The sequence below is a fragment of the Streptomyces sp. CNT372 genome, from assembly GCF_000377145.1.
In genome coordinates this window covers 388,195-413,576 of record NZ_KB897782.1, presented here as the reverse complement: position 1 = coordinate 413,576, position 25,382 = coordinate 388,195, and the positions used below count along the sequence as shown (strand labels likewise).

Annotated in this window: 16 protein-coding genes; 9 read left to right on the top strand and 7 right to left on the bottom strand. The window is 70.3% G+C overall.

Annotation, left to right across the window (positions count from 1 at the left end; genetic code table 11):
• The first annotated feature begins 92 nt into the window (after window positions 1-92).
• The 6 genes from C593_RS0116940 (at window position 93) to C593_RS0116915 (ending at window position 14,133) form a co-directional block, all read left to right on the top strand.
• A complete protein-coding gene (locus C593_RS0116940) occupies window positions 93-935 on the top strand; it encodes a Scr1 family TA system antitoxin-like transcriptional regulator (protein ID WP_018848490.1) in 843 nt (280 codons plus the stop codon).
• Window positions 932-1,144, top strand: a complete 213-nt coding sequence (locus C593_RS0116935) for a DUF397 domain-containing protein (RefSeq protein WP_018848489.1) — start codon at window positions 932-934, stop codon at window positions 1,142-1,144. Before C593_RS0116940 ends, C593_RS0116935 begins: the two co-directional genes overlap by 4 nt.
• The gene (locus tag C593_RS0116930) at window positions 1,141-1,686 is read left to right on the top strand and encodes a GNAT family N-acetyltransferase (RefSeq protein ID WP_018848488.1); all 546 of its coding nucleotides are present in this window, start codon (window positions 1,141-1,143) and stop codon (window positions 1,684-1,686) included. Before C593_RS0116935 ends, C593_RS0116930 begins: the two co-directional genes overlap by 4 nt.
• 452 nt (window positions 1,687-2,138) lie before the next feature.
• Complete coding sequence (locus tag C593_RS0116925) at window positions 2,139-5,720, top strand: LamG domain-containing protein (RefSeq protein ID WP_018848487.1); 3,582 nt, start codon at window positions 2,139-2,141, stop codon at window positions 5,718-5,720.
• Between the two features lie 200 nt (window positions 5,721-5,920).
• Window positions 5,921-12,379 (top strand): RHS repeat-associated core domain-containing protein, encoded by a 6,459-nt coding sequence (locus C593_RS0116920; RefSeq protein ID WP_020610331.1) that lies wholly within the window; start codon window positions 5,921-5,923, stop codon window positions 12,377-12,379.
• Between the two features lie 602 nt (window positions 12,380-12,981).
• Window positions 12,982-14,133, top strand: a complete 1,152-nt coding sequence (locus C593_RS0116915) for an ISAs1 family transposase (RefSeq protein ID WP_486591145.1) — start codon at window positions 12,982-12,984, stop codon at window positions 14,131-14,133.
• A 143-nt stretch (window positions 14,134-14,276) separates the two neighbouring features.
• Here the strand turns inward: C593_RS0116915 and C593_RS29925 are convergent, their stop codons facing one another.
• The 4 genes from C593_RS29925 to C593_RS0116895 form a co-directional block, all read right to left on the bottom strand.
• Window positions 14,277-14,867 carry a hypothetical protein gene (locus tag C593_RS29925; protein ID WP_486591144.1) on the bottom strand — a complete coding sequence of 197 codons (591 nt, stop codon included), beginning with the start codon at window positions 14,865-14,867 and terminating at the stop codon, window positions 14,277-14,279.
• A gap of 465 nt (window positions 14,868-15,332) precedes the next feature.
• Window positions 15,333-15,683, bottom strand: coding sequence for a VOC family protein (locus C593_RS0116905; protein ID WP_018848484.1), 351 nt, complete (start codon window positions 15,681-15,683; stop codon window positions 15,333-15,335).
• Between the two features lie 127 nt (window positions 15,684-15,810).
• The gene (locus tag C593_RS33060; RefSeq protein ID WP_158686861.1) at window positions 15,811-16,266 is read right to left on the bottom strand and encodes a hypothetical protein; all 456 of its coding nucleotides are present in this window, start codon (window positions 16,264-16,266) and stop codon (window positions 15,811-15,813) included.
• Window positions 16,267-16,390: 124 nt separating this feature from the next.
• Complete coding sequence (locus C593_RS0116895; protein WP_037745993.1) at window positions 16,391-17,224, bottom strand: methyltransferase domain-containing protein; 834 nt, start codon at window positions 17,222-17,224, stop codon at window positions 16,391-16,393.
• A 122-nt stretch (window positions 17,225-17,346) separates the two neighbouring features.
• Here C593_RS0116895 and C593_RS0116890 point away from each other — a divergent pair, with 122 nt between their 5' ends.
• The gene (locus tag C593_RS0116890) at window positions 17,347-17,814 is read left to right on the top strand and encodes a phosphatase domain-containing protein (protein WP_018848482.1); all 468 of its coding nucleotides are present in this window, start codon (window positions 17,347-17,349) and stop codon (window positions 17,812-17,814) included.
• 224 nt (window positions 17,815-18,038) lie between these two features.
• Here C593_RS0116890 and C593_RS0116885 read toward each other — a convergent pair whose 3' ends face one another.
• Window positions 18,039-19,547, bottom strand: coding sequence for a bifunctional phosphatase PAP2/diacylglycerol kinase family protein (locus tag C593_RS0116885; protein WP_051093710.1), 1,509 nt, complete (start codon window positions 19,545-19,547; stop codon window positions 18,039-18,041).
• Between the two features lie 499 nt (window positions 19,548-20,046).
• Between C593_RS0116885 and C593_RS0116880 the strand changes: the two genes are divergently transcribed.
• The gene (locus C593_RS0116880; protein WP_018848480.1) at window positions 20,047-21,315 is read left to right on the top strand and encodes an aminotransferase class I/II-fold pyridoxal phosphate-dependent enzyme; all 1,269 of its coding nucleotides are present in this window, start codon (window positions 20,047-20,049) and stop codon (window positions 21,313-21,315) included.
• Between the two features lie 138 nt (window positions 21,316-21,453).
• On the opposite strand, the gene C593_RS0116875 is transcribed toward C593_RS0116880, so the two are convergent.
• Together C593_RS0116875 and C593_RS0116870 are read right to left on the bottom strand one after the other, a co-directional pair.
• Window positions 21,454-22,110 (bottom strand): VTT domain-containing protein, encoded by a 657-nt coding sequence (locus C593_RS0116875; RefSeq protein WP_018848479.1) that lies wholly within the window; start codon window positions 22,108-22,110, stop codon window positions 21,454-21,456.
• Window positions 22,107-22,889, bottom strand: a complete 783-nt coding sequence (locus C593_RS0116870; RefSeq protein WP_018848478.1) for an MBL fold metallo-hydrolase — start codon at window positions 22,887-22,889, stop codon at window positions 22,107-22,109. Before C593_RS0116870 ends, C593_RS0116875 begins: the two co-directional genes overlap by 4 nt.
• A 260-nt stretch (window positions 22,890-23,149) precedes the next feature.
• On the opposite strand from C593_RS0116870, the gene C593_RS0116865 reads away from it, so the two are divergent.
• Window positions 23,150-25,273, top strand: coding sequence for a phage holin family protein (locus tag C593_RS0116865; RefSeq protein ID WP_018848477.1), 2,124 nt, complete (start codon window positions 23,150-23,152; stop codon window positions 25,271-25,273).
• The last annotated feature ends 109 nt before the right edge of the window (window positions 25,274-25,382 follow it).

The window sequence follows — 25,382 nt, the reverse complement described above, 5'->3', positions numbered from 1 at the left end:
GGTCCCGCCCCGTGACGGACGCCCCGCGCCCGGCGTTCCCTGACCGGAGACAACACAGGCGTCGGAGCGTGGACACGGTGGGGACGTGACACATGGCGAACAGCCGCAGGAACAAGCGGGGCAAGGACAAGGAAGACGACCGCCCGGTCATCTGGGTGGGTTACGGAAAGCTGCTCAAACTCTTCCGCGAACGGGCGAACGTCACCCAGCAGGCGCTGGCCGTGGCCATCGGCTACTCGCTGGAACAGACCGCCTCCGTGGAACAGGGCCGCCGCCCGGCGAAGTCCGCGTTCACCGACGCGGCGGAACGCTTCCTGGACGCGGGCGGCGCGCTCGCCGTCCTCCAGGACGACGTGGACCGGGCCAAACTGCCCGCGTTCTTCCAGGACTTCGCCCTGATCGAGACCGAGGCGGTGAGCCGCTTCGCCTACGACCCGCTGCTCGTACCGGGCCTGCTCCAGACCGAGGAGTACATCCGGGCCCTCTTCGCGGGCCACTGCCCGCCGCTGCACGAGGAGATCGTGGAGCAGCACACCGAGGCGCGGCTGAGCAGGCAGAAGATCCTGACGCGGACGCCGCTGGTCGAGGTGTCCTTCGTCATCGAGGACGCGGCGCTCACGAACCCGGTCGGCGAGCCGGAGCTGATGCGCAGGCAGATGCGGCATCTGCTGGAGGTGGGCGCCACGCGCAACGTCGAGATCCAGGTGATGCCGTCCGGCCGGGGCTTCCACCCCGGGCTGAACGGCGGGTTCGTCCTCGTGGAGTCGGTGGAGCACCAGCATGTGGGGTACGTCGAGTCGCAGGAGACCGGGATCGTTGTCAGCGACCCGGCAATGGCCAGCGCGCTTTCCCTGCGGTATGGCAAGCTGCGGTCGCAGGCTCTGAACGCGGAGGAGTCCGCACGTCGTATCGAGCACCTGGCAGGAGTGGCATGAGCACCGAGGAGTCCGCACGGCCGCGGAAGTCTCTCGTCTGGCACAAGGCCAGCTACAGCGGATCGGGTGGCGGCGACTGCGTCGAGGTCGCCGTCACTCCCGGCACCGTGCACGTCAGGGACTCCAAGGACACCGCGCGGCGGGGCCTGGCCGTGTCGCGGGACAGCTGGGCGTGCTTCCTGGACGGCGCCGTCCGCCCGCCGCGTTGAGCGCACGCCTCACGGTCATCGGCGAGCGGGTGGGGCTGCGGCCGTTCACCCTCGCCGACGGGCCCGAGTTCACCGCGCACGCGCGCCGCAGCACCGAGTTGCACCGGCCGTGGCTGTTCCCGCCCCAGACGGACGAGGCGTACGCGGGGTACGCGTCCCGGCTGACCGAGGACCCGTCGCGGGCCGGGTTCCTGGTGGTCGAGCGCGCCACCGGCCGCATCGCGGGCTTCGTCAACATCAACAACATCGTCGAGGGCGCGTTCCAGTGCGGGGCGCTGGGCTACGGCGCGTTCGCGCACGCGGCGGGCCGGGGGCTGATGGGGGAGGCGCTGGGGCTGGTGCTGGACCACGCCTTCGGGCCCATGGGCCTGCACCGGCTGGAGGCCAACATCCAGCCGGGCAACACCGCCTCCCTCGCCCTCGTCCGCTCGGCCGGGTTCCGGCTGGAGGGCTTCTCGCCCGACTTCCTGTTCATCGACGGCGCCTGGCGGGACCACGAACGCTGGGCGATCACCGGGAAGATGCGCACCTGCGTGCGCTGAGCGCGGGCCGCTCAGCCGATCGGATCGATCCGCGAACCGGTGCGCCCGAACGGCCTCTGAGCCGCCGTCGGTTCGGTGATCAGCTTCGCAGGGGAGCTGACGTCGGCCGACTGCCCGCGAGCAGCACTTCGCCAGGCCCGGTGTATTGATCCACAGACAAGCGCGGGAGCTCAAATCACACGGGATCTCATGCGTCAATATGACATCTCACACAATTGACGAGCGAGTTCGATCAACACATGATCAACACGGTGTGATGGAAAACTTAAGGGGGGCGCGTGTTCACGCGAAGACGGCGGCACGGCTGGAGCCAGGCGCTGCGGAGTGGAGCGATAGCCATCGCGCTCTTGGGGAGTGTGATCCCGGCTGTTGCGATCGGCGCTCCGTCGGCCGTCGCCGAAAACGGGGCTGCTTCGGCGACTGGTAAAACTGCGGAGTCTCAGGCGAGTGCCTTGGCGGCCGAGACCGGTGAACGGGTGGCCGTGGAGACGAAGACCAACGAGTCTTCGCAGGTCTTTGCCAACCCAGACGGAACGTTCACACAGGAGATGAACGCGGCGCCGGTCCGCGCCCGGACGGACAGCGGCACATGGTCCCCTATCGACACCACTCTTGTGCGCGAGGCCGGCGGGTTCGTGCGGGCGAAGAACACAACGACTGGCCTGACGCTCTCAGGCGGCGGCAACGGTGATGAGCTGGTCACGTTGGAGGACGAGGGACACGAGCTGCAACTCGGCTGGCCAACCGCACTTCCCGAGCCTCGGCTCGACGGAGCCACCGCAACGTACGCCGGAGTCCTTCCAGACGTCGATCTCAAGCTGACCGCCCTGAGTTCGGGCTACACCTCGGTGCTCGTGGTCAAGACCGCGGAGGCCGCACGTAACCCAGCACTCGAAAAGATCAGGATGACCGTCTCCGGGGAGGGCGTGAACATCGCCCCCACGGCTGACGGAGGCTTCGTCGCACGCGACGGCGAGGGCAGCCCGGTGTTCGAGAGCCCGGCCGGGCGGATGTGGGACTCGGCCGGAGACACGCCGACCTCAGCCGCTGCCCCAGCCCCCACCGTGACCGCGCAATTCGCCGGCACGAGCTCAAGAGCGTCCGAAGGGGGGAACGGGGAGCCGGAGGCGACGGACTCGACTCCGCTACCGGAGGCTGAGGGCGAGCCGTCGCCTTCAGACGGCCCTGGCAGCGGTGATGCGACGGCTGAACTCCCGCTCAAGGTCACGGACACTGCCCTGGAGATCACACCCGACTTGGCGATGCTTCGCGGCGAGGGCACCGTTTTCCCGCTCTACATTGACCCGCCGACCAAGGGCATCGCACTGGGTGACTGGACCGCGCTGGCGTCCAACGGCACCAAGTACTGGGAGTTCGACGGAGACAAAGGCGTGGGGCGCTGCTCCAACTACGGCGGGTACCTCTGCTCCAACAGCCCCTACACCCAGCGCATGTACTTCGAGTATCCGTTGTCATCGATCCATGGCAAGAAGGTCCTGGACGCGACGATGGAGGTGTACCAGGAGTGGACGTTCACCTGTGAGCCGCGCTGGTACGACCTGAGTCGGGTGGATAAGAGCATCTCCTCCAGTACCGCTTGGTCATCACGCCCCAACGCGGTGGACCTGATGGGTGACCGGAACGTCGCCTACGGGCGGGGCGGCCTGTGCACTCCTCCGCAACCGGCGAACTGGGTGCGCTTCAGCGACAACGTGGGAGAGGAGACCAACGAGAACCTCACCACCACTCTTGCCTCCCACGCCGCGAACAAGGCACCGCAGATCACCTTCTCCCTGACCGCACACGACGAGTCCAACGCTGCGGCCTGGGCGCGGTTCCGCAATGATGCCAAGCTGTCGGTTACGTATATTTCGTACCCGTCGAAGCCGACCTCGTACGGCGTTCAGCAGGGCACCACCGGGCGGTCCTGCAACGCCTCGGCGCAGCCGTTCGCCACCAGTGACACCACCCCGAAGATGCTCGCCACCGTGCAGTCGGCGGACGGCTCCAACTCCCAGCTGCGCGCTGCCTTCGAGGTGTGGAAGGCCGACGGCTCCAGTCGTGCCTGGTCCGCCGCCTCACCGGGCAGTACCTGGGTGGCCGATAATGCCCCTCGCACCGCGACGTCCGGCACGCTCCCGGCGCAGACGGACTACCGGATGCGGGTCAAGACGCAGGCCTACTACAAGACGGACCGGGGCGCCACCGGTGTCCTGGACTCGGCTTGGTCGTCATGGTGCTACTTTCGGATCGACACCGACTGGCCTCCTCCTCCGACAGTGAGCAGCGCGGACGGCATCTACATGCCCGCTGAGAGCGATCCGGCCTCCGGTGGTGTGGGTACGCCCGGCAAGTTCACCTTCACCCCAGGAGACGCCAACCCCAACGCGGCCGGCATCCAGTCGGACGTGGTCACGTACAGGTTCAAGTTGAACAGCGGTGTTGTCTCCCCGGCGATCCCCGTTTCGAAGGGTGCGGCCACCACTCAGACGATCACGCCGAACCAGGCCGGTGAAAACACCATCCAGGTCTGGGGCTACGACGCGGCCGGTCACAGCTCACTTACCGGCTACTACAGCTTCCTGGTAAAGGGCGCCGACAAGCCCTCGGGCATCTGGCACCTGGACAGGTCCCTCACCGACGCCACTACGGCCGCCCAGCACCCGCTGACCTCATCTGGTGCCACCTGGGACTCACTGGCTCGCAGCGGATCCGCCGCGGCGAAGTTCAACGGCACCAACGCCTACCTCTCCACTTCCGGTGCTGTGCTTGACACCACCAAGTCCTTCACCGTCTCGGCCTGGGCACGCCTGGAGAAGAAGGATGTCAACTACACCGTCCTGTCACAGGCGGGAACGAACGCCTCCGGCTTCCAGCTGTACTACTCGACTGCTTACAACGCTTGGATCTTCAACCGCCACCAGACGGATGTCAGCAATCCCACGATCGTCCGCTCCGTCGGCGCCAATCCGCCGGTCCTGAAGGCATGGACACATCTGGCGGGCGTCTACGACAGTGCGGCGCAGAGCCTGCAGCTCTACGTCAACGGTGTGCCGCAGGGCAAGCCCGTACCGTTCACGGCAACCCCGTGGAAGGCGTCCGGCGGACTGCAGGTCGGGCGGCTTTGGCACGACTCGGCAGGCAAGGAGAATTTCGCCGGAAGCATCGACGAAGTGCAGGTCTGGTCTCGCGCGCTCGCCGACGCCGAGGTCACCCATGAGGCTTGGCTGGAGGACGAGGACCTCAGCGATGGCACGGCCGGCGATCCGGTCCCAGCGCTCGTCGCCAAGTGGGACGCCACCGACATGGCCAACGCATCCGGCACCACGGTCAAGGACACGAGCGGCTTCGGCCGGAACCTCACCCTCAACGGAGCAACGCTCACCCACGTGAACACTGGTGATCCGGAGATCGGCGAAGAGGTCACGACCACGCAGACGATGACCCTGAACGGCACCAGCGCGTACGCCACGGCCACCGGCCCGATCGTTGACGACTCCGGCTCGTTCACTGCGACTGCCTGGGTAACGCTGAACCCCGCCAAGCTGGCTGACACCAGCAAGTCCTATGCGGTGCAGGTCTTCGGCCAGTCCGGGACAAGCCAGTCCTCCTGGGGCGTCTGGTACAAGCAGCCCGCCGGCAGCACACAGGGGCGTTGGACGTTCGGCCGCCCCGGCAAGGACGGCACCGGGGCGGCTTGGACCGAGAGCGAGTCCGTGGCGTTCACGACGTCACAGTTGGGCGTACCGGTCATGCTGACGGTCGTGTACGACGCCCAGGCGGCCGCGGACCCCGATGACAGCTCTCGGCTCGGCGCGCTCAGACTCTACGTCGACAGCGCGCAGATGGGGGACGAGGACGGCGTTCCCTACTCCGCGCCGTGGCAGGGCAGCGGAGCGTTCGAGATCGGCCGGGCGAAGATCAACGGTGTCGCCGCGCGCTACTTCCCCGGGACGATCGACAGCGTGCGGGTCTGGGCCGGAGCCACCTCGACTGACGTGATTGCCAACCGGCGCAACACCGAGCAGCAGTAGGGGGAGAGGGCGGGCAGGCCTGCCTGTCCCGCCCTCCACTCAGCTTCGGTGCTCGAACGGGTGCGGCATGCCACCGCCGACGCGTCGAGATCCAGCACCCGGGCACCGAGGCCCGGGGGTGCCTATTCCTATTCCTTTCCTAGAACCGGGAAGTCATTGTGTCCTCAAGACCCCTCCACAAGCGGTTGCCAGGGGCGGTCGTGCGCCGCTGGCTTGGCCGCGGCGCGGTCGTCGCCTCGCTCTCTCTGCTGCCACAGGTCGTGGTTCCCTCGGGATACGACTTCGCGGCGCAGGCCCAGTCCGCGGCTGCACGCAATAAGCTCGAAGACCGGCCTGAGGCGAAGATCGACAAGGTGGGTGTGCTCAAGCCCGGCACGTCCAAGGCTCCGAAGGACGAGTCCCCCTCAGCGTTCCGCAAGACTCGTGAGCGACTGAAGGAAGCCGCCTGGCCGAAGCCCGGGAAGGTCACCGCGGAGGTCAAGGCAACAACCGAGGTTGCGGTCACCGTCGGCGGGATAGGGGTGGAGCTGGCTCAGGAGCCAGTTGCGTCATCATCGAAGTCCCTGAAGACGAGCAAGACAAAGACGCGGTCGAACAGGAAGGCTACGGGGCCCGCCGAGAGGGTGGCGGTCCGCGTCCACCCCAGGGATGCTGCTAAGAAGGCGGGCGTCAACGGCGTCCTGCTCACAGTCGATCCGGCACGCACAACGTCCGAGGGCTCGGCCGGGGACACGGACAGTCTCCGGGTCTCCCTGGACTACTCATCCTTCTCCGACGTGTACGGCGGAAACTTCGGGCCCCGCCTGAGCCTCGTAGCGCTTCCGGCGTGTGCGCTGACCACCCCGGAGAACAAGGCCTGCCGCACCCAGATTTCCGTGGCGGGCGCGGACAACGACGCCGAGACCCAGACCCTGACCGGCACTCTATCCGCCCGCAGCCTCAAGACCGGCACCCCGATGCTGCTGGCCGCCACAGCTGACAGCTCGGGCAGCGGGGGCGACTTCGGCGCCACCCCGCTGTCCCCGACAGCGACCTGGGAGGCCGGCGGCAGCACGGGTGACTTCACCTGGAACTATCCTCTGCGAGTTCCTCCGGCCACGGCCGGCCCATCACCGAATCTGTCCATCTCCTATAACTCTGCCTCTGTGGACGGCCGCACAGCAGGTGAGAACAACCAGACCTCCGTGATCGGTGAGGGGTTTTCGATCACCGAGTCCTACGTTGAACGCAAATACGGGTCCTGTAAAGACGACGGCCATTCCGGTAAGGGCGACCAGTGCTGGAAATACGCCAATGCCACGCTGGTCCTCAACGGTAAGGCCGTCGAGCTGGTAAATACCTGTGCTGATAAAGCGGCCTGCGACACGGCAGCCAAGAGCGAGGCGTCCGGCGGGACGTGGAAGGTGAAGAATGAGGACGGCAGTCGCGTCGAGCATCTGACGGGCGCCACCGGCAACGGCGACAACAACACCGAGTACTGGAAGGTCACGGACGCATCCGGCACTCAGTACTTTTTCGGGAAGCACCGGATGCCCGGCTGGAGCGACAACGGCACCGCGGCGGACGACCCGGTCACCAACTCGGTTTGGACCGTCCCGGTCTTCGGTGACGACTCCAGCGAGCCTTGCTACAAGTCCACCGGTTTCACCGACTCCTTCTGCACCCAGGCATGGCGCTGGAACCTGGACTACGTCGTGGACACTCACGGCAACGCCTCTACCTACTGGTACGGCCGGGAGACGAACTACTACTCCAAGAACGCCGATACCACTGTCAACGGCACCAGCTACACCCGCGGCGGGTACCTGAACCGCATCGACTACGGTCTGCGCAGCGACCTGATCTACAGTAGGCCCGCCGCCCAGCAGGTCCGCTTCACCTACGCCGAGCGTTGCGTCGCTTCGGGCGGCTGCAGCAGCCTGACGGAAGACACCAAGGCCAACTGGCCGGACGTGCCCTTCGACATGATCTGCGCAGCCGGGACCAAGTGCACCACTCAGATCGGCCCTGCCTTCTTCACACGTAAACGCCTCACCGACATCACCACCTCGGTGTGGAACGGCAACGGTACGACCCGCCGAGACGTAGACACTTGGCGTCTGGAGCAGAGCTTTCCCGATACCGGTGACGCCTCCTCGCCAAGCCTATGGCTGAAGTCCATCCAGAACACCGGTAAGGCCAACACAACCTCGGCTTCTACACCGCCTGTCGTCTTCGGCGGCATACAGAAGCCGAACCACGTTGAAGGCAGCGGCCCGGACAACCTGCGCTACATCAAGTGGCGTGTTCGCACCATCAAGTCCGAGACCGGATCGACCCTCACCGTCAACTACTCCGCCCCTGACTGCATCTGGGGCAGCAGCATGCCCTCGGCGGTCGACAAGAACATCCGCCGCTGCTTCCCAGTCAAGTGGTCTCAATCGGGGGCGACTCCGACCACCGACTGGTTCCACAAGTACGTAGTCACCTCCGTCTTCCAGGACGACCCCTACGGCCACAGCGACCCCACCGAGACGTATTACGACTACCAGGGTGGTGCCGGATGGGCCTTCTCCGACGATGAAGGTCTGACTAAGGCATCCAGCCGCACTTGGTCGCAGTGGCGCGGCTACGGCAAGGTCGTCGAAATCTTGGGTAACTCCGAAGGGCCGCGCTCCAAAAAGTCCACCCTTTACATGCGCGGTCTGAACGGGGAGAAGGAACTCGACGGTACCCCCCGGAAGGAGGAGGTCACTGACTCCGTAGGTACCGTCCTTGACGACGATCGCCAGTACGCTGGCTTCGTTCGCGAGACCATTGTGCTCAATGGCGCCGATGAGGTCAGCGCTACGATTAACACGCCCTGGGCCCACAAGACCGGAAGCCGTATCTACAACTGGGGCACCACCGAATCCTGGATTGTCCAGCCCGGCGAGACTGCCACTCGCACCAAGACCCTCGCCGGCACCCGCACGGTCAAGCAGAAGACCACGTACGACACTAGCTACGGCATGCCGATGACCATCGAGGACAGCGGAGACGCCGCCAAGGCCGGTGACGAGACGTGCACACGGACGACCTACACTCGCAACACGACGAACTGGCTGGTAAACAAGGTCAGCCGCGTTGAGGTCTACTCCGTCTCCTGTGCGACCACTCCATCGGCACCTCGCGACGTCGTCTCCGACACGACTACAGCCTATGACAACCAGGAGATCGGGGCGGAGCCTATTAAGGGGGACATCACCGCCACGTATCGGGTCGCAAGTCACAACCCTGCGGACAAGACCCCCGTCTACCAGAAGGTCTCCGGAACCACGTACGACAAACTGGGCCGTCCGCTCACTGAGACCAACGCTCTGAACCGCACGGTCAAGACTGCATACGTGCCGGACGACACCGGATACGGCCCGCTGACGTCCAAGACCAGCACTGACCCCAAAGGATTCAGCTCCACCAGCTGGGTAGACCCTGCCTGGGGCACGGCCACAAAGACAGTCGACGCCAACGGGAATGTCACCGAGTGGTCACTGGACGCACTCGGCCGACTTCGCTCTGTCTGGAAGCCGGATCGCTCCCGCATGCTCGGTGACGCCGCGTCAGTCGTCTACGCGTACAGCATCAACAATGACAAGGAGACCTGGGTACGCACCGACGCCCTAAAGGCCGACGGACAGACGTATAACAGCTCGTACGAGATCTATGACAGCCTCCTGAGGCCCCGCCAGAAGCAGGTCCCCGCCCCAAGTGGCGGCCGAGTGATCTCTGAGACGCTGTACGACGACCGCGGGTTGGCGCACGTAAGCAACGAGCAGGTCCACGACAACGTCGAGCCCTCGGGCACCCTGGCCAACACATTCCCCGGCTCCGTCCCGGCCTCCACCGAGACGGTCTTCGACGCCGTAGGCCGCGCCACTGAGTCGATCTTCCGGGTCTATGGTCAGGAGAAGTGGCGTACCAAGACCGAGTACCAGGGCGACCGCACCGCCGTCACCGCCGCCGCTGGCGGCAGCGGCACGCTGAGTATGACCGACGCTCGAGGGAGAATCGTCGAGCGGCGGGAGTACGCCGGCCCGATCCCGACCGGCACGGACTATACCCGTACGCTATTTGAGCACGACGCTTCCGGTCGACTGAGGAAGATGACAGGACCGGACAATGCTGTCTGGTCGTACGGTTATGATTTGCGCGGCCGAAAGATTACCTCGACTGACCCTGACAAGGGGACCGTTACCAGCACCTACAACGACGCCGACCAGCCGGTGACCGCCACGACGAAACTCGGAGAGATTAACCGCACGCTGATCACCGATTACGACGAGCTGGGCCGCAAGATCGGAACGTGGGACGGGGTCAAGGAAAACGCCCATCAGCTCACCAAATTCACTTACGATTCCTTGGCCAAGGGACAGGTGACCGCGGCCATCCGGTATGTCGGCGGCACTACCGGAAAAATCTACTCCCAGGCCGTCACCGGCTATGACGCGCTCGGCCGCGCCAAGGGCACCAAAACCGTCGTTGCTTCCGGCGACCCCCTGGTGGCTGCTGGTGCGCCGCAAACCTTCACCACCTCTACCTCGTATAACATCGATGGCACCGTCCAGTCCACCTCGATGCCAGCGGTGGCCGGTCTGCCCGCCGAGACCGTGACTAACAGCTATAACAGTCTCGGCATGCTTACCGGGACTGATGGAATGACCGACTATGTCCAGAACATTGGCTACTCCCCGTACGGGGAGATAGAGGAAACCCGCCTGGGTACCTCCACCGGTGCCAAGCAGCTCCAGATTCTCAATCGCTACGAGGAGGGCAGCCGTCGTCTGGCTAAGATGCGTACGGTCGATCAGACCAACGTCGGCTACACCAGCGACGTTGACTACGTTTACGACGCCACTGGCAACGTCAAATCGATCACTGATAATGCCAACAGCAAGGACACCCAGTGCTTCGCCTATGACGGCTACCGTCGCTTGATCGAGGCCTGGACTCCGTCTTCCAACGACTGTGCCACCGTGCGCTCGGCCGCCACCCTCGGAGGGCCGGCCCCGTACTGGACGAGCTGGACCTACAAGCCCGGCGGCCTACGTAATAGCCAGATCGAGCACAAGGCCACTGGTAATACTACGACGGCATATGGCTACCCAGCCGTCAACGCCAATGGCGGCGGCCAGCCACACACCCTGACTTCGCTCACGGTTAATGGTGGCGCCGTCAGGTCGCTGACGTACGATGAGCAGGGCAACACCACCAAGCGGTACGGTACCGGTGGTGTCGCACAGAGCCTCACCTGGGACATTGAGGGGGAGTTGGTTCGCCTCACGGAGGGCGCGAGGACTACCGACTACCTCTACGACGCGAACGGTGATCTCCTGATCCGCCGCGGCCCAGGCAAGACGGTTCTCTACCTGGCTGGTCAAGAAATGCACTACGACACAGCCGCCAGCAAGTTCACCGCGCAGCGTTACTATGCGGCCGGTGATGTGACAGCCGTGCGCACGGAGACCAGCCTGACCTGGATGGTCGACGACCATCACGGCACTGCATCCATGGCGGTGGATGCCACCAGTCAGGCCGTCACCCGCCGCTACTCCAAGCCGTTCGGTGAGACTCGAGGCGCCACCCCCTCGATGTGGCCCGACGACAAGGGGTTCCTAGGCAAGCCCGTTGACTCCGATACCGGTCTGATCCACGTGGGCGCCCGCGAGTACGACGCGGCTACAGGCAGATTTCTCTCGGCCGATCCAATTCTGGTGCCTGAGGACCACGAGTCAATCAACGGCTACGCCTACGCCAACAACACCCCTGTTACCAAGGCGGATCCCACCGGTCTGCGCCCTGACGGCGCGTGCGGTGGCTCCTCAAGTTCCTGCAATGGCGGTACCGAGACCTGGACCAAGAGCAAGAGCGGGTGGACCTGGTCACACACGAAGACCTACACGACGAAAATCCCCGGCACGTCCAGCTCGTACATCAGCGCGACGGTGATTACCCGCGTCGGCCATACGACTGCGGTTGACGTCGCCGTCTTCAAGAAGCCGAGCTTCAAGAAGGGGCCGAACCCCGAGCCTGAGCGTAAGGAGGGCAAGAAGGGCGAGGCCGTTGACCTTGCGGCCGACTCGTTGGTCATGTTGTGGGCGGCGGGAGGGCCGTCCGAAGTAACACTCCCTCCAGACGGAAAATTCGTGCGGCAGTTGCGTACAGAGGACCACTTCCGGTCCTTCATTCGAAAGATGCAGGGCATGATCAAGGGTGGCGTGTACGCGGCGAGAGGATCCTTCGACAAGTCCCATGGAGGGCGCACTGACGGTGAGAAGATCTGGGAAGGTCTCACCGATGGTCTTGGATTCCTGACCGATGGCATCTACGGTGCCAGCCCAGCGAGCATGGCGCTTGGTTCCTATCAACTTGACTACGAGTTGGTCGGCGTGGCCTGCGAGCCGGCTGGCACCGACTCCGAATGGGACAAGGGAGCTTTGGTGGGACAGGTGAACGTGTCGATCTCCAATACCATGACGGTAGCCTCAGCCACGCGCAGCCTTTCGGACGATGGGTACAAGAACGGGGAAACTAATCCGGTAATGGAGGCGGGATCTAATCTGCTCAAGCGAATCTGGCCTGATGGTCAGAGAGATATCACTGTGAAGATCAACTGGACCGAGGAAATTTATGTGCCGTACTAGGGGGATGTGGGTACCTTATTTTTTCGTCCTTGTCTCCTTCGTTTTCGTGGCCGGTGTCTCCGCCTGTGGAGAGGGTCGTGACCTTCCTGTTCCGTCCGAGAGTCAAATCGTCGGCTCCTGGAGTAATTCCGAGGGTGACTGGATCCTCTTCGAGGAAGGTGGGCAGGGGGTCATCTCTCCTGGTGCTCAGCTCCAGCTCAGTGAGATTATGAAAAAAGACGACATCAAGTCGGAATGTTCTTTCTCCTGGAGGGTGGAAGCTGTGCCTGCTGGGGGTGAGGAGTGGGTCTCCCTCACCTTCGCGACCGGACAGTGTGGATTCTCGGGGCCGGGGGAATTTGGGCTCTATTTCTACCGTCGCGAGGAATCTGGTGAACTGCGTCTGTCGCCGGCTGTCGAATTCCCGAAGCCTGAGGAAATCTATACGCACGCGGCTGTAACTAGGTAGGGGGCGGGGCCAGGGGCGTTTCAAAGTCCCGGTGAGTACGTGAGTCCGCAGGTCGCGGCGGTGCGAGGGGTGCAGGCCCGACCGTCACGAACGCAACGAAGCTCCGGTTGAACGGGGTGATTTTCCCAAGTCGCCCTGAACCACCGGAGCTTCGATGTGCCGCCAGTCTGCCACCGTCTGCCTGATCAAGTCGCCCGCTGTGAACAGCGTGGCGGGATTGTCGCTGGTGGAACGGCTGCGGCTGCTGCCCGATCCGCCTCGGCGCCGAGGGGTTCGTCACCCGTTCGTGGCGGTGCTGCTGGTCGCCGCCTCGGCGGTGGCCGCCGGTGCACGCTCGTACGCTGCCGTCGGCCAGTGGTCCGCGAACGCTCCGCAGCACACCCTCGCCCGCCTGGGCGCCCGGGTCGTGGGTGCCCTGGGCGTGCGCGTCGCACCGAGCGCCGCCACGATCCGCCGGGTCATCCTTCGGGTCTGCCCCGGTGGCCTGGCCGACTTGACCGGCACCGATCCGGTCGGCTCGGACTCGTTGGCCGTGGACGGCAAGACCGCCCGCGGCTCCCGGTACGGAACCTCGCCCGCCGCTCACTTCCTGGCCGCGACGACCGGCGGCGGCCGGAACGTCACCCAGCTGCGGATTCCCGGAAAGACCAACGAGATCACCTGCTTCACCGCCCTGCTGGCGCCTTACGACCTGACCGGCATCACCGTCACGGCCGACGCCCTGCACACCCAGCGCGACCACGCACGGTTCCTGGTGGAAGAGGAGAGGGCCCACTACCTGCTCGTGGTCAAGGCCAACCAGCCCGAACTACACCGCCGGCTGCGGTCACTGCCGTGGAAGGACTGCACAGCGCGCAGATACGACCGCGAGAGGGGCCACGGCCGCAGGGAGACCCGCGCCACCAGGGCCCTCACCGTCACCGGCCTCGGTCTGGACCTCCCTCACGCCGCCCAGGCCGCGCGCATCCTGCGTCACCGCACCGACCTCACCACCGGCAGATGCAGCCGCCAGACCGTCTACGTGATCACGGACCTGACCTCGCAGGAAGCCTCGCCCGAGCGGCTCGGCCGCCTCGCCAGGTCGCAGTGGACCATAGAGAACCGGCTCCACTTCGTCCGTGACACCGCCTTCGGCGAGGACGCCTCGAAGATCCGCACCGGCTACGGCCCCGAGAACATGGCAACCCTGCGCAACCTGGCGATCAACACGCTCCGCGCTGCCGGACACCACAACATCGCCGCCGGCCTCCGGCATGCCTCCTACGAGCCCTTCACACGCCCGCTCGACCTCCTGGGCATCGCCTGACCAGCGGACTCACAAGATCAAGAGACTTTGCAACACCCCTGGGGTCGAGGGTGCGGCGGGACCTTCGGGCGCATAGCCGAGGTAGTAGGCGATCTCGTCCGGCTGGCACAGGCTGCGCCGTGCCAGCGCCCACCGCCGCCGGATCAGGACGTCGAGACGCTGCCGGCCAGCAGCGAGGCGATGATCCGGTGGTCGATGGTCACGCGGATGAGCCGGCGTCTGGCACGGACGCGGGCCGCCGGCCGGCACTGAACGCCCCCGACGCCTCCAGCAGGAGCCACCCCACGCTCGGCCAGCCGCCGGGCCTTCGAGCGCACCCCCTCGACCTTCGCCGACGATGTCTCCAAGCCCAGCCGCGCCGTGATCTCCCTGGCCTTCAACGGCTGCCCGCCCGCGAACCGCCGCTCCTCCAGCACGCCCAGGATCCGCTGGTAGTCCAGCGCCAGCACCGTCACCGGCAGTCCCTCGCACCACGACGGCACGACCGAGCCCGGCACCGGCGCGGGCGCGGACACGGTTCCCGCCTCCACCACCGCCTCGGTCGCGGCGGTGGTCTCGGCAGCCGAGGCCGCCAGGGCCTCAACCAGTTCCTCCCGCGCGATCACCCGCCGGTCCAACTCGATCTCCGCGGCCTCCAACACCCCAGCCAGCCGCGCGGCTTCCTCCCGCAATCCCTCCACCCGCACCCGGGCCGCCCTCTCCCGCTCCTCCAGCATCCCCAGCACCGACGCCATCGCGCACCCCTCGATCACGAAGCGGAAACAAGACGCCGCACGCCTCCCTCATCCCGCGCCAGACCATGCCTGACCAGCGGAAATCAAGCGATCACGTTCGGTTGAGATACGGCTTCTGAGGGAGTTGCTCGTTCTGGCTGGTCTGAGAACCTGCTGAGGGCCGCGCATCACCGACCGCGTGAGGCAGCGCGTCAGGCCTGAAGCCGCTCTTGGTCGAGGCAGGCCTCAACAGGAATTCGTCTCAGCTCGGAGCTGCTCCGACGTGGGCCTTCACGACCTGGTTCAGGCCTTGAGGGCCAGGCGTTGCAGCATGCGAGGCCGGACAACCAGGGCTTCGGCTTCGCGATGCCCTGGGCCCGGCACGCGGCCGCAGCCAAGCTGTCGAGCCCCCCTGCGCCCGGTCAGTCGGCGGGACCAAGACCGCGGCGCGGACCCGCGTGCGCTGAGCGCGGGCTCGCCGGCGCGTCACTCCCCCTTGCGGTCCACGTACTCGAAGACCGAGCCGTCCGGGTGCAGGGCGACCAGGTTCCGGCCCACGGGGGTCGGGACGGGGCCCGCGAGGACGTGGGCGCCGTTGGCGGTGAGGGTCCGGTGGGCCTCGTCCACGTCCGTCACCGCGATGGTCGCGGACACCTTGCGCAGGATCTCCAGTTCCTCAGCCGGGCCGCTCATCAGCAGGAAGCACCCGACGGCGGCGACGGACACCCCGCCGCGCTCGAAGCGCAGGGGCGGGGCACCGGTCAGGCGTTCGTAGAAGGCGGCCGAGGCGTCCAGGTCGTCGACGCAGACGCGGAGCGTGGTTCCGAGGATCTCCATACGGGCGAGGGTAGTTGGCCGGGCGCGTGAGGGACACGGGCGGTCGGGGAGACCCCGGGCAGGGCGCGACCCGGCTGCACAGCGCCGGGGTGGGCGCACCGGGACCCGTCGACCCGGCCGGCCGGGCTCAGCGGCCGAAGGCGGCCCGGCAGAGGGCCGTGACGGAGGGGTCGGTCATGCCGTCGGAGGCCCGGCACAGTTCGCGCATGGTGGAGTCGTGGCCGGTGCGCGGCTGCTGTCGCGGTGGGGTGCGGCGCGGTGGGGTGGGGGCCGGTGGCGGAGCGGGACGGGCGGCTGGCCGTGGGGGCGGGGTCCAGGCCGGTGGGGGAGCGGCCCGCCGGGCGGGCGGGGGCGTGGGCCTCGGCTCGCGGGGCGCCGTGGACAGCAGGGCCTCCCGGGCCGTGGCCTGGGTCGGCGTCCGCCAGGAGGGCGAAGGGGACGGCGAGGGCGAAGGGGGCTGCGAGGCCTTGCCCGCGCGCTGGTCCGGCGTCGGGAGGGAGACGCAGCCGGTGACCGCCGTGCCCAGGACGAGCACGGTGAGCACGGCGGCGGGGATCGCGGGCGGTAAGGGTGAGCGGCGCATCCGCCCACCCTGGCGCAGGAACGCCCCCACAGGCGGCGGGATCGGGCCCGGACCACCGGCACAGGTGAACACCGGGGCGGGGTGTGGACCGTGCGGAAACGTACCCGCGCGCGGACGCGTCCCGTCACACCCGGCAGAGGATCTCGCCGTGCGGGACCATGAACCACCCGTCCTCGTCCGCGCCCCACGCCCGCCAGGCGTCCGCGATCGCGGTCAGGCGTGCCGGGTCCGTGTGGCCGCCGTCGACCGCGAGGCGCGCGTAGACCGAGGCGGTGGTGCGGTCCGCCCACAGGCCGCTCCACCAGGCGCGTTCCTCCGGGGTGGCGAAGCACCAGTTCGTCGCGGTGGCGGTGATGTCGGTGAAACCGGCCGCCCTCGCCCAGGACTTCAGGCGGCGTCCGGCGTCCGGCTCTCCGCCGTTGGCGCGGGCGACCGTCCGGTAGAGCTCCAGCCAGCCGTCGAGCACGGGGGACCGGGGGTACCAGGTGAACGCGCCGTAGTCGCTGTCGCGGGCCGCCACCACCCCGCCCGGCCGGCACACCCGCCGCAGCTCGCTCAGCGCCCGCACCGGGTCGCCGACGTGCTGGAGGACCTGGTGCGCGTGCACCACGTCGAAGGAGTCGTCCGGGAACGGCAGCGCGTGGACGTCCGCGACGTCGAACCGGACCCCGTCCAGGCCGCGTTCGGCCGCGGTGGCACGGGCCACGCGGAGCACGTCCTCCGCCGCGTCGACACCCGTGACGCTCCCGCCCGGCGCCACCAGCGCGGCCAGGTCCGCGGTGATCGTCCCCGGGCCGCAGCCCACGTCCAGGACGGCCAGCCCCGGGCGCAGTTCGCCGAGGAGGTACGCGGCGGAGTTCCGGGCGGTGCGCCAGGTGTGCGAGCGCAGCACGGACTCGTGGTGCCCGTGCGTGTAGACGGCGGTCTCCCGTGCGCCTTCCACGGCTTCTTCCGGCATGGCGGAGGTACCCCTTCCCGGGGAGGTGTCCGGCGGGCGCGCCGGGCGGCGGATTCCACCGTACGCCCGCGTATCGCGATACGAGACCTGTGTATCGCATGGTGGACTGACAGGATGAGGTCATGGCGGAGGAGCGTGCGGTGGTTGAGACCTGGGACCCGGCGGGGGACGGGGTGTTGGCGCTGCCCTCCGGCCGCACGGTGAGGGGGCGCGGGCTGCGGCGGCCGCTGCCGGACGGGCCGGAACCGCAGTTCGCCGTCCATCTGCTGGGCAAGGAGCCGCCGCCCGTGCCCTGGGAGGCGCGCCGGCTGCCGTGGCCCGACTTCCGGCTGCCCAAGGACCGCGCCCTGGCACGGGAGTTGTTCACGGAGGCATGGCGGCGGTCGGCGGCGGAACGCGTCGAGTTCGCCTGCGGCGGCGGCCGGGGACGCACCGGAACGGCCCTCGCCTGCCTGGCGGTTGTCGACGGCGTCCCGGCCGCGGAGGCGGTCGCGTACGTCCGCCGGCACTACGACCGGCACGCGGTGGAGACGCCGTGGCAGCGGCGGTACGTCCGCGCCTTCGGGGCGAGCGGGCGAGGCGAGGCGTGAACCTCCTGGCCGCACCAGGCGCCGGTGACGGGCGGGCCGGTGGGCCGGCGTCGAGGATGGGGCCGGTCAGGCCGAGCCCCGCGGGCACACGGCCGCGCGGGACACCACCGGGCGACCGGCACCCCCGTGGCCGGCCGCTCCCGGCGGTACGGACATGGTGAAGGGGGTGCCGCCCCCGCGTCGATCCGTTTTCCGCCGGTCCGGGCCCGGACCGGCGCCGACGGCTACAGCAGCCGCAGCGGGCGGTAGACGGTCAGCCCGTCCACCAGCTTGTCCACGACCAGTTCGCGCGGGGCCTCGGCCACCTCGCCGTCGAAGGCGAGCAGGGTGCCCGGTTCGAGGCCGCCGATCCGCAGCTCCTGCAACTGGCGGGCCGCGTGCACGGGCGAACGCTGGAGCTTGCCCGCCACCGCCGCGCCGAGCAGCCGCAGCCCCGGCAGCCGGCCGCCGTGCACGATCCGCACGTCGAGCAGCCCGTCCGCGAGGTCGAGACGGTGCCCCGGGGTCGGCCCGACGCCCTTGTAGACCCCGTTGCCCGCGAAGATCAGCCACATCGGGCGGCGCTCGCCCTGGACGTCGGCCGTCAGCGGGTGCTCGCCCCGCAGCACCCGGCTCGCGGCCAGCACCCCCGCCGGCCAGGCTCCGATCCGCGGAGACCAGCGCTCCCGGATGCGCACCAGCTCCGGGTAGACGCCCAGGCTGAACGTGTTGAGGAAGTAGCCCGCGTCGCCGCGGCCGGCCGGGCCGGGCCGGAAGCGCCCCAGGTCCACCCCGACCGCCTCGCCCGCCGACACGGCGCGGCAGGTGTCCACGACATCCTCTATGCCGAGGTCGTAGGCGAAGTGGTTGAGCGTGCCGCCGGGGAACACGGCGAGCGGCAGACCGCGGGTCACGGCCACGGAGGCGGCCAGGTTGACCGTCCCGTCGCCCCCGACGACCCCCAGCGCCCTCGCTCCCTCCGCGGCCTTCGCCAGCCGCTCGGACAGCTCGTCCGGGGCGCACTCGACGACCTCGGCCAGGGGCAGCGCCGACCGGACCGCCGAGGCGCAGCCCGCCGTCCCGGACTCGCGGTTCACGACGACCACCAGGCCCTCGCCCTCCGGCAGCGCGGGCGCGCTCTCGCGGGGGCGGCCCGGCGGCGGAAGCTGGGACCGGGTCGGGAACAGGCCGCGCACCGCGAACGCGGCCCCCACCCCGAGCGCCGCGCCCGCCAGCACATCGCCCGGATAGTGCACGCCGGTGTAGACGCGGGAGAAGGCCACGGACGCGGCGACCGGGGCGACGACCGCGCCCCACCCCTTCGACTCCAGGGCCACGCCGGTCGCGAACGCGGCGGCGGAGGCGGAGTGCCCGGACGGGAACGAGGTGGTGATCGGCTGCCGCTTGAGCTGCCGTATCACCGGCACGCCGTCGAGGATCGGGCGCGCCCGGCGCACGGAGTGCTTGCCGACGGTGTTGATGACGGCGGAGGCGACGGCGAGCGAGGCCACGCCGCGTACGGCCGCGCGCCGGGACCGGGCACCGCGCCCGAGCGCGGCGATACCGGCCGCCGCTCCGAACCACAGCAGCCCGTGGTTCGCACCCCGGCTCAGCCGCGGCAGCACCGGCTCGGCACCGGGCCACTCCCGGCTCGCCACGGTGTGGAAGACGGCCCGGTCCCATGCGCCGAACAGCGCGGATGCCCGGGCACGCAGTGACGGCGGCGGCGCGGGCTGTCTACGGAGGGTTGCCATGCGAGCCGCCTACCCCGGCAGGCCCGGGGCTACGCGGAGGGGGCGGCGGGTGGGGCCGTCCGTGTCGACACGGCGCCGGGCCCGCCCCGGGGCGCGTTGCCCCCGCCTTGGGAACGTCCGGACCCGCCCCGGGCACGGTCGCGCCCGCCCCCCGGGGTGGGCCGGTGCCGCCGCCTGCCCGGGGCACGTCGTGCACGTTCCTGGCGGGTCCGGGACGATCCCCGTCGGTGACGGGGAGTCGCCGGGCGAGGCTGCCCCGGCCCCGGGTGGCCGCGGCCCGTCCTGCTTGCCCGCCCCTGGCGCTGCCGCACGCGCCCGCGCCCGCCGGCCGTCCGGCGACGGCGCGGGCCGGACGGCCCCGCGGCTCGGGAGGCCCGGGGGGCCGGGCTCGGCCCCGCTCCCCCGGGCGATCACCGGGGAAGCTCCGTATAAAGGGCTTCGGGGGCCGGGCGCCGAAGCCCGCCCGGCGCCTCGGTCGGGCGGGTCACGGAGGTGGCGGATGCAGGGCAGGGAGCCCGCCGGGCGCGGGCCCGTACGGTACGGGCCGCCGGTGCCGCCGACCGGGCTGCCCGTGGACGACGGGAGCGCGGCGGTGCTCGCCTCGGCGGCGGGCGTGGTCCGGGGCGAGCCCCCGGGCGGCGGGGCGGCGCTGCGGGAGGCGGCCTGCGGCTACTGGGCGCGACGCGGACTGCACAGCAGCCCGGACGAGGTGGTCGCCGCCTCCGGCGCACAGCCGCTGCTCTTCGCGCTGCTGGGCGCGTACGACGGCGATGTGCTGGTGCCCCGGCCGTGCCCCGCGTGGTGGGTGCCGCAGGCCCGGCTGCTGGGGGGGCCCGCGTACCACGTGCCCACACCGGCCGAGTGCGGCGGTGTACCGGACCCGTTCGCCCTGCTGGAGACCGTGCGCCGGGTGCGGGCCGAGGGCGGGCGGCCGCGGATCCTGCTGCTCTCCGTCGCCGACGACCCCACCGCGACCGTCGCCCCGCCGGAGACCCTGCGGGAGACCTGCGAGGCGGCCGTCGGCGAGGGACTGCACATCATCAGCGACGAGACCTGGCGGGACACCCTGCACGCCCCGGCCGCGACCGTGCTGCTGAGCCCCGCCGAGATGTGCCCCGGGGACGTGACCGTGATCAGCGATCTCGTCGGCGCGCTGACGCCCGAGTCGTGGCCCGTCGCCGTGGCCCGGTTCCCGCAGGGGGCGGCCGCGGCCGCGCGGCGCGCCCGGACGCTGGACTTCCTCACCGCGCTCGGCGCGGTCGTCCCGGCCCCGCTCGCCGCGGCCGCCGCATACGTCCTCGGTGAGCCGGAGGCGGTGGCCGAGCGGGCGGTACGGGCGGTCGCGGTGCACGCCCGGCTGGCCGCCGCCGTGCACCGGGCCGTCCTCGCCGCCGGGGCGCTCGCCCTCCCGCCCCAGGCCGGCCGGCACCTGTACGCGGACCTCGGCCCGCTGCGCGCCGAGCTCGCGGAGCGGGGCGTGGGGGACTCCATGGAACTGGAGGACCACCTCGGCGGCCTCCTCGGCACCTCAGCCCCCGGCGGCCACCGCTTCGGCGACGAACTCGGCGCGCTGCGCGTCCGGTTGTCGACCGGCCCGCTGCTGGGCAGCACCCCGGACGAACAGCACGCGGCCCTGACCGCTCCGGACGTCCTCCGCCTCCCGCACGTGGACGCGGCGCTGGGGCGGCTGGCGGGTGTCCTCCGCGAGCTGGGCGACGCGGCGGGGTCCGGGCCGCCGGAGGGTCACCCGCCGTTCCCGGAGCGCTGACCGCCCGCCCGCGCGGCCGGGCCCGCCGCGCCCGGTCCGGGCGACCGGCTCCGCGCCCGGGGGCGCACCGCGCCGGACCAGGTGCCCGCCGTCCCGGGGCCGCGGACCGGCCCCGTCACCCCGCGCGGCCCGGCCCCGTCACCCCGTGTGGCGTGGGCGGCGGACGCGGCGCCAGACCGTGGGGGCGGCGCTGACCAGGATGGTCAGAGCGACCGCCGCGACCACGCCCTGCCAGGGTTCGGGGAACAGCGAGCCGCCCAGGATGCCGATGAGCGCGTAGGCGGCCGCCCAGGCCAGGCACGCGGGCGCGTCGCCGCGGACGAAGTCGCGCAGGCGCATCCGGGCCAGCAGGCACGCCAGCATGACCGGGATGCGGCCGGCCGGGACCAGGCGGGAGAGGACCAGCACGGTCACCCCGTGCTCCGACAGCTTCCGCTGCGCATGGTCGAGGTGGTCCGGCGCGGCGCGGGACCGCAGGGTCTCCAGCCAGCGGGAACCGTTCTTCGAACGCACGCCCCGGCTGCCGAGCCAGTACAGCACCACATCGCCCGCGAACGCGGCCAGCGAGGAGACGAGGAAGACGAAGAGAAGCGCCAGCGGCGCGGTCTGGTGGAAGGCCACCACCGCGGCCGAGCTGACCACCGCCCCCGTGGGCACCACCGGCACCAGCGCGCCCAGGGACACCAGAAGGAACAGGGACGGGTAGCCGACCGCCTGCTGAGTCGACTCCGGGGGCAGTTGAGCGGCCGCCGCCTCGCCCCACCGGCCGACCAGATCGGAGAGTTCCGCGATCACCGGTCCGCCTCCGGTCTGACGCGCTCGCCGTGGCCGAGCCGGTGCACGGTCACCTTCGGCGCGAGCAGCGCGGCCTTGCGCACGAACTCGTCGCCCGGCGCGTGGAATTCGTGCGGCCGGATCGCGTCCATCCCGATGGGCCAGTACGTGCCGTAGTGCACCGGCACCGCGGCCCGCGGCGACAGCGCGGCGAGCGCCTGCGCCGCCCGGCCCGCGTCCAGATGCCCGTGGCCGAGGTACGGGCCCCAGCCGCCGACCGGCAGCAGCGCCACGTCGACCGGGCCGACCTCCTCGGCCATCTGGTCGAACAGCCCGGTGTCGCCCGCGAAGTAGGTGTCGGCCTCGCCGCTGATCACATAGCCCAGCGCGGGCGAGCGGTGCGGGCCGACGGGGACGCGGCGCCCGTCGTGGGCGGCGGTCACCGCCCGTACACGCAGGCCGTCCACGCGCACCTCGTCCCCCGGCACGACCTCGGTCACCGCGAGAGCGCCGGCCGCGGCCACCCTCCGTAGCCCCCGGACCGCGCGCAGCGCGCCGTGCGGCACGACCAGCCGGGTCCCGGGCGCGAGCCGGGCCAGGGACGGCAGGTGCAGATGGTCCGAGTGCAGATGCGAGACGAGGACCGCGTCCGCGACCGTCGCCTCCGGCGGCGGCAGATCGCCCCGGCGGCGGCGCAGATGCGCGAGGCGCCGCACCAGGAGCGGGTCGGTGAGCACCCGCACCCCCGAGTCCTCGACCGTGCAGGTGGCATGACCCCACCAGGTGACTTCCACCGGCACCGTGCGACCTCCTCGCCGTCGTCGGGCGGGGCGGCCCCGGGCCCGCCCCTCGGCCCGGGGCCGCCCCGCCCGCCTCTTGGCCGGAGACTGCCCGCCCCGCCCCGCCGTACGCGTCCGAGGGTAGTTGGCCGCCGAGTGCAGGTGCGGGCGCGGCGCCACCCGCACGGGGGACCGGGCCCGGGGCCCCCGGTCCCCGCCCGGCCGCTGTGACAGGCTGGGTGCCTGGTCGGAGGGGTTCCGGATGGGTGAGGTGAACGCGCGTGGCCGAACGGCCGTGGCGGTGGCGGTGGCGCACCGCGGGGAGCGCGGTCCTGCGGGTGGTCGTCGTGTGGGCGGTGTCCACGCTGACCATGCTGGTCCTCGCCGGAGCGCTGCCCGACTTCCGGCTCCAGTCCGGCGACGGCGAGTCCATCACCCGGACCGCGCTCACCGCGGCCTGGGGCGCGGGCGCCTTCGGCCTCCTGGGGGCCCTGGTCTGGCCGGTAATCGTCCGCGCCCTGCTGCTCGTGCCCGCCCTCGTCCTCGGGCTGCTGGTGTTCTTCCTCAACGGCTCGCTGCTGCTGATCGCCCTGTGGCTGATCCCCGACGGGCGCGGCACGGCCAACCCCGAGACCGCCGTCGTGGTCGCCGCCGTGATGTCCGCCGTCGCCTCCGCCACCTCCACCGCACTGGCCGTGCGCGACGACGACGCCTACCGGCGGCGCCTGTCCCGGCTCGCGGAGCGCCGCCGGCGCGGCCGGGGCCGGGGACCCGACGGGGCACGCGTCACCACGCCCGGCACGGTCTTCGTCCAGCTCGACGGTGTCGGCCACGAGGTGCTGCGCGACGCGGCCGGGAGCGGGGTGATGCCGACCGTCGCGAGCTGGCTGGGCGACACGCACCGGCTCACCCCGTGGCGCACGGACTGGTCCAGCCAGACCGGCGCGAGCCAGCTCGGCATCCTGCACGGCACCAACCACGACGTGCCCGCCTTCCGCTGGTACGAGAAGGACACCCGCCGGATCGTGGTCAGCAACCGCCCGGCGAGCGCGGCCGAACTCCAGCGCAGGGCCGTCGCGCGCACCGCCGACGGCGGACTGCTGACCCTCGACGGCGCCAGCCGGGGCAACCTCTTCAGCGGCGGTGCCGACCAGCTCGCCCTGGTCCTCTCCGTCGCCGCCCGTCGCGGCCCGGGCCACCGCTCCCGGGCCGGCTACTTCGCCTACTTCTCGGACCCGGCCAACGCGGTGCGCACCGCCGGGTCGTTCGCCGCCGAGGTGTGCCGCGAGATCGGCCAGTCGGTGCGCGCCCGGGTGCGCGGTGACCGGCCCCGGGTGGGCCGGGGCGGGCTCTACCCGTTCATCCGGGCCTTCGCGACCGTCGTCGAGCGGGACGTGGTGGTCGCCGCCGTCATCGGGGACATGCTCGCCGGCCGGGCGGCCGTCTACGCCGACCTGGTCGCCTACGACGAGGTGGCCCACCACTCCGGCCCGCACAGCCGGGACGCGCAGGCCGTGCTGGCACGCCTGGACCGGTCCCTGGCCCTGCTCGCCAAGGTCGCCGACCACGCGCCCCGCCCGTACCGGATCGTGCTCCTGTCCGACCACGGGCAGAGCCCCGGGACCACCTTCGCCGCCGCCTACGGGCTGACCCTGCGTGATCTGGTCCGGGCCGGCTGCGGGCTGCCCGTGCCGCGCAGCGCCCGGCGCTCCCGCAGCGGCGCGGAGGCCCGGGACGCGGCCCGGGACGCGCTGCGCACCGCCCTGCACCGGGAGGTCGGGGAGGACGGCGAGGAGGTCGTCCCGGACAGCGGGTCCGAGCCGATCGTGCTGGCCTCCGGGAACCTCGCCCTGATCTCCTTCCCGGACGTGCCGCACCGGATGAGCCGGCAGGAGATCGACCGCCGCCACCCGGCCCTGCTGCCCACCCTCGCCGGCCACCCCGGCATCGGCTTCCTGCTGGTCCGCGACGAGGAGCACGGCGCGGTGGTCCTCGCGGCGGACGGCGCGTGCGTGCCGCTGGCCGATCTGAAGGACGGCGACGGCGGCCCGCTGGCCGCCTTCGGACCCGGTGCGGCGGACGCGGTGCGCCGCACCGACGGCTTCGAGCACGTCGCCGATGTGATGGTGAACTCGATGCACGACCCGCGCACGGGAGTGGTGCACGCCTTCGAGGAGCAGATCGGGTCCCACGGCGGGCTCGGCGGGGAGCAGGGGCGGGCCTTCCTGCTCTCCCCGTTCGAGCTCTCGCCGCCGACCGAGCCGGGTCGCGACCTCGTGGGCGCGGAGCAGGTGCACCGGGTGCTGCGGCGCTGGCTGCGGGAGGGGCAGGGGCCGCAGGTCCCGATCGGCGCGCCGGACCGGGCCCGGCCCGCGGGCGGACCCGTCCCCGGCCCGCCCGCCTGACCCGACCGGGGCGGGCGGCGGTACGCGCGGAACGGGCGCGCTCGTGTGCCGGGGCGGGCGGCGGCATTACCCCGGACGTCATCGACCCGCGCCGCCGTGCCCGGCAGGC

What these genes read in the sequence shown, in the direction of transcription:
- C593_RS0116940 (WP_018848490.1), top strand. Translation starts at nt 93, where the DNA reads ATGGCGAACAGCCGCAGGAACAAGCGGGGCAAGGACAAGGAAGACGAC.
- C593_RS0116935 (WP_018848489.1), top strand. Translation starts at nt 932, where the DNA reads ATGAGCACCGAGGAGTCCGCACGGCCGCGGAAGTCTCTCGTCTGGCAC.
- C593_RS0116915 (WP_486591145.1), top strand. Translation starts at nt 12,982, where the DNA reads ATGTGCCGCCAGTCTGCCACCGTCTGCCTGATCAAGTCGCCCGCTGTG.
- C593_RS29925 (WP_486591144.1), bottom strand. Translation starts at nt 14,867, where the DNA reads ATGGCGTCGGTGCTGGGGATGCTGGAGGAGCGGGAGAGGGCGGCCCGG.
- C593_RS0116905 (WP_018848484.1), bottom strand. Translation starts at nt 15,683, where the DNA reads ATGGAGATCCTCGGAACCACGCTCCGCGTCTGCGTCGACGACCTGGAC.
- C593_RS33060 (WP_158686861.1), bottom strand. Translation starts at nt 16,266, where the DNA reads ATGCGCCGCTCACCCTTACCGCCCGCGATCCCCGCCGCCGTGCTCACC.
- C593_RS0116895 (WP_037745993.1), bottom strand. Translation starts at nt 17,224, where the DNA reads ATGCCGGAAGAAGCCGTGGAAGGCGCACGGGAGACCGCCGTCTACACG.
- C593_RS0116890 (WP_018848482.1), top strand. Translation starts at nt 17,347, where the DNA reads ATGGCGGAGGAGCGTGCGGTGGTTGAGACCTGGGACCCGGCGGGGGAC.
- C593_RS0116885 (WP_051093710.1), bottom strand. Translation starts at nt 19,547, where the DNA reads ATGGCAACCCTCCGTAGACAGCCCGCGCCGCCGCCGTCACTGCGTGCC.
- C593_RS0116880 (WP_018848480.1), top strand. Translation starts at nt 20,047, where the DNA reads ATGCAGGGCAGGGAGCCCGCCGGGCGCGGGCCCGTACGGTACGGGCCG.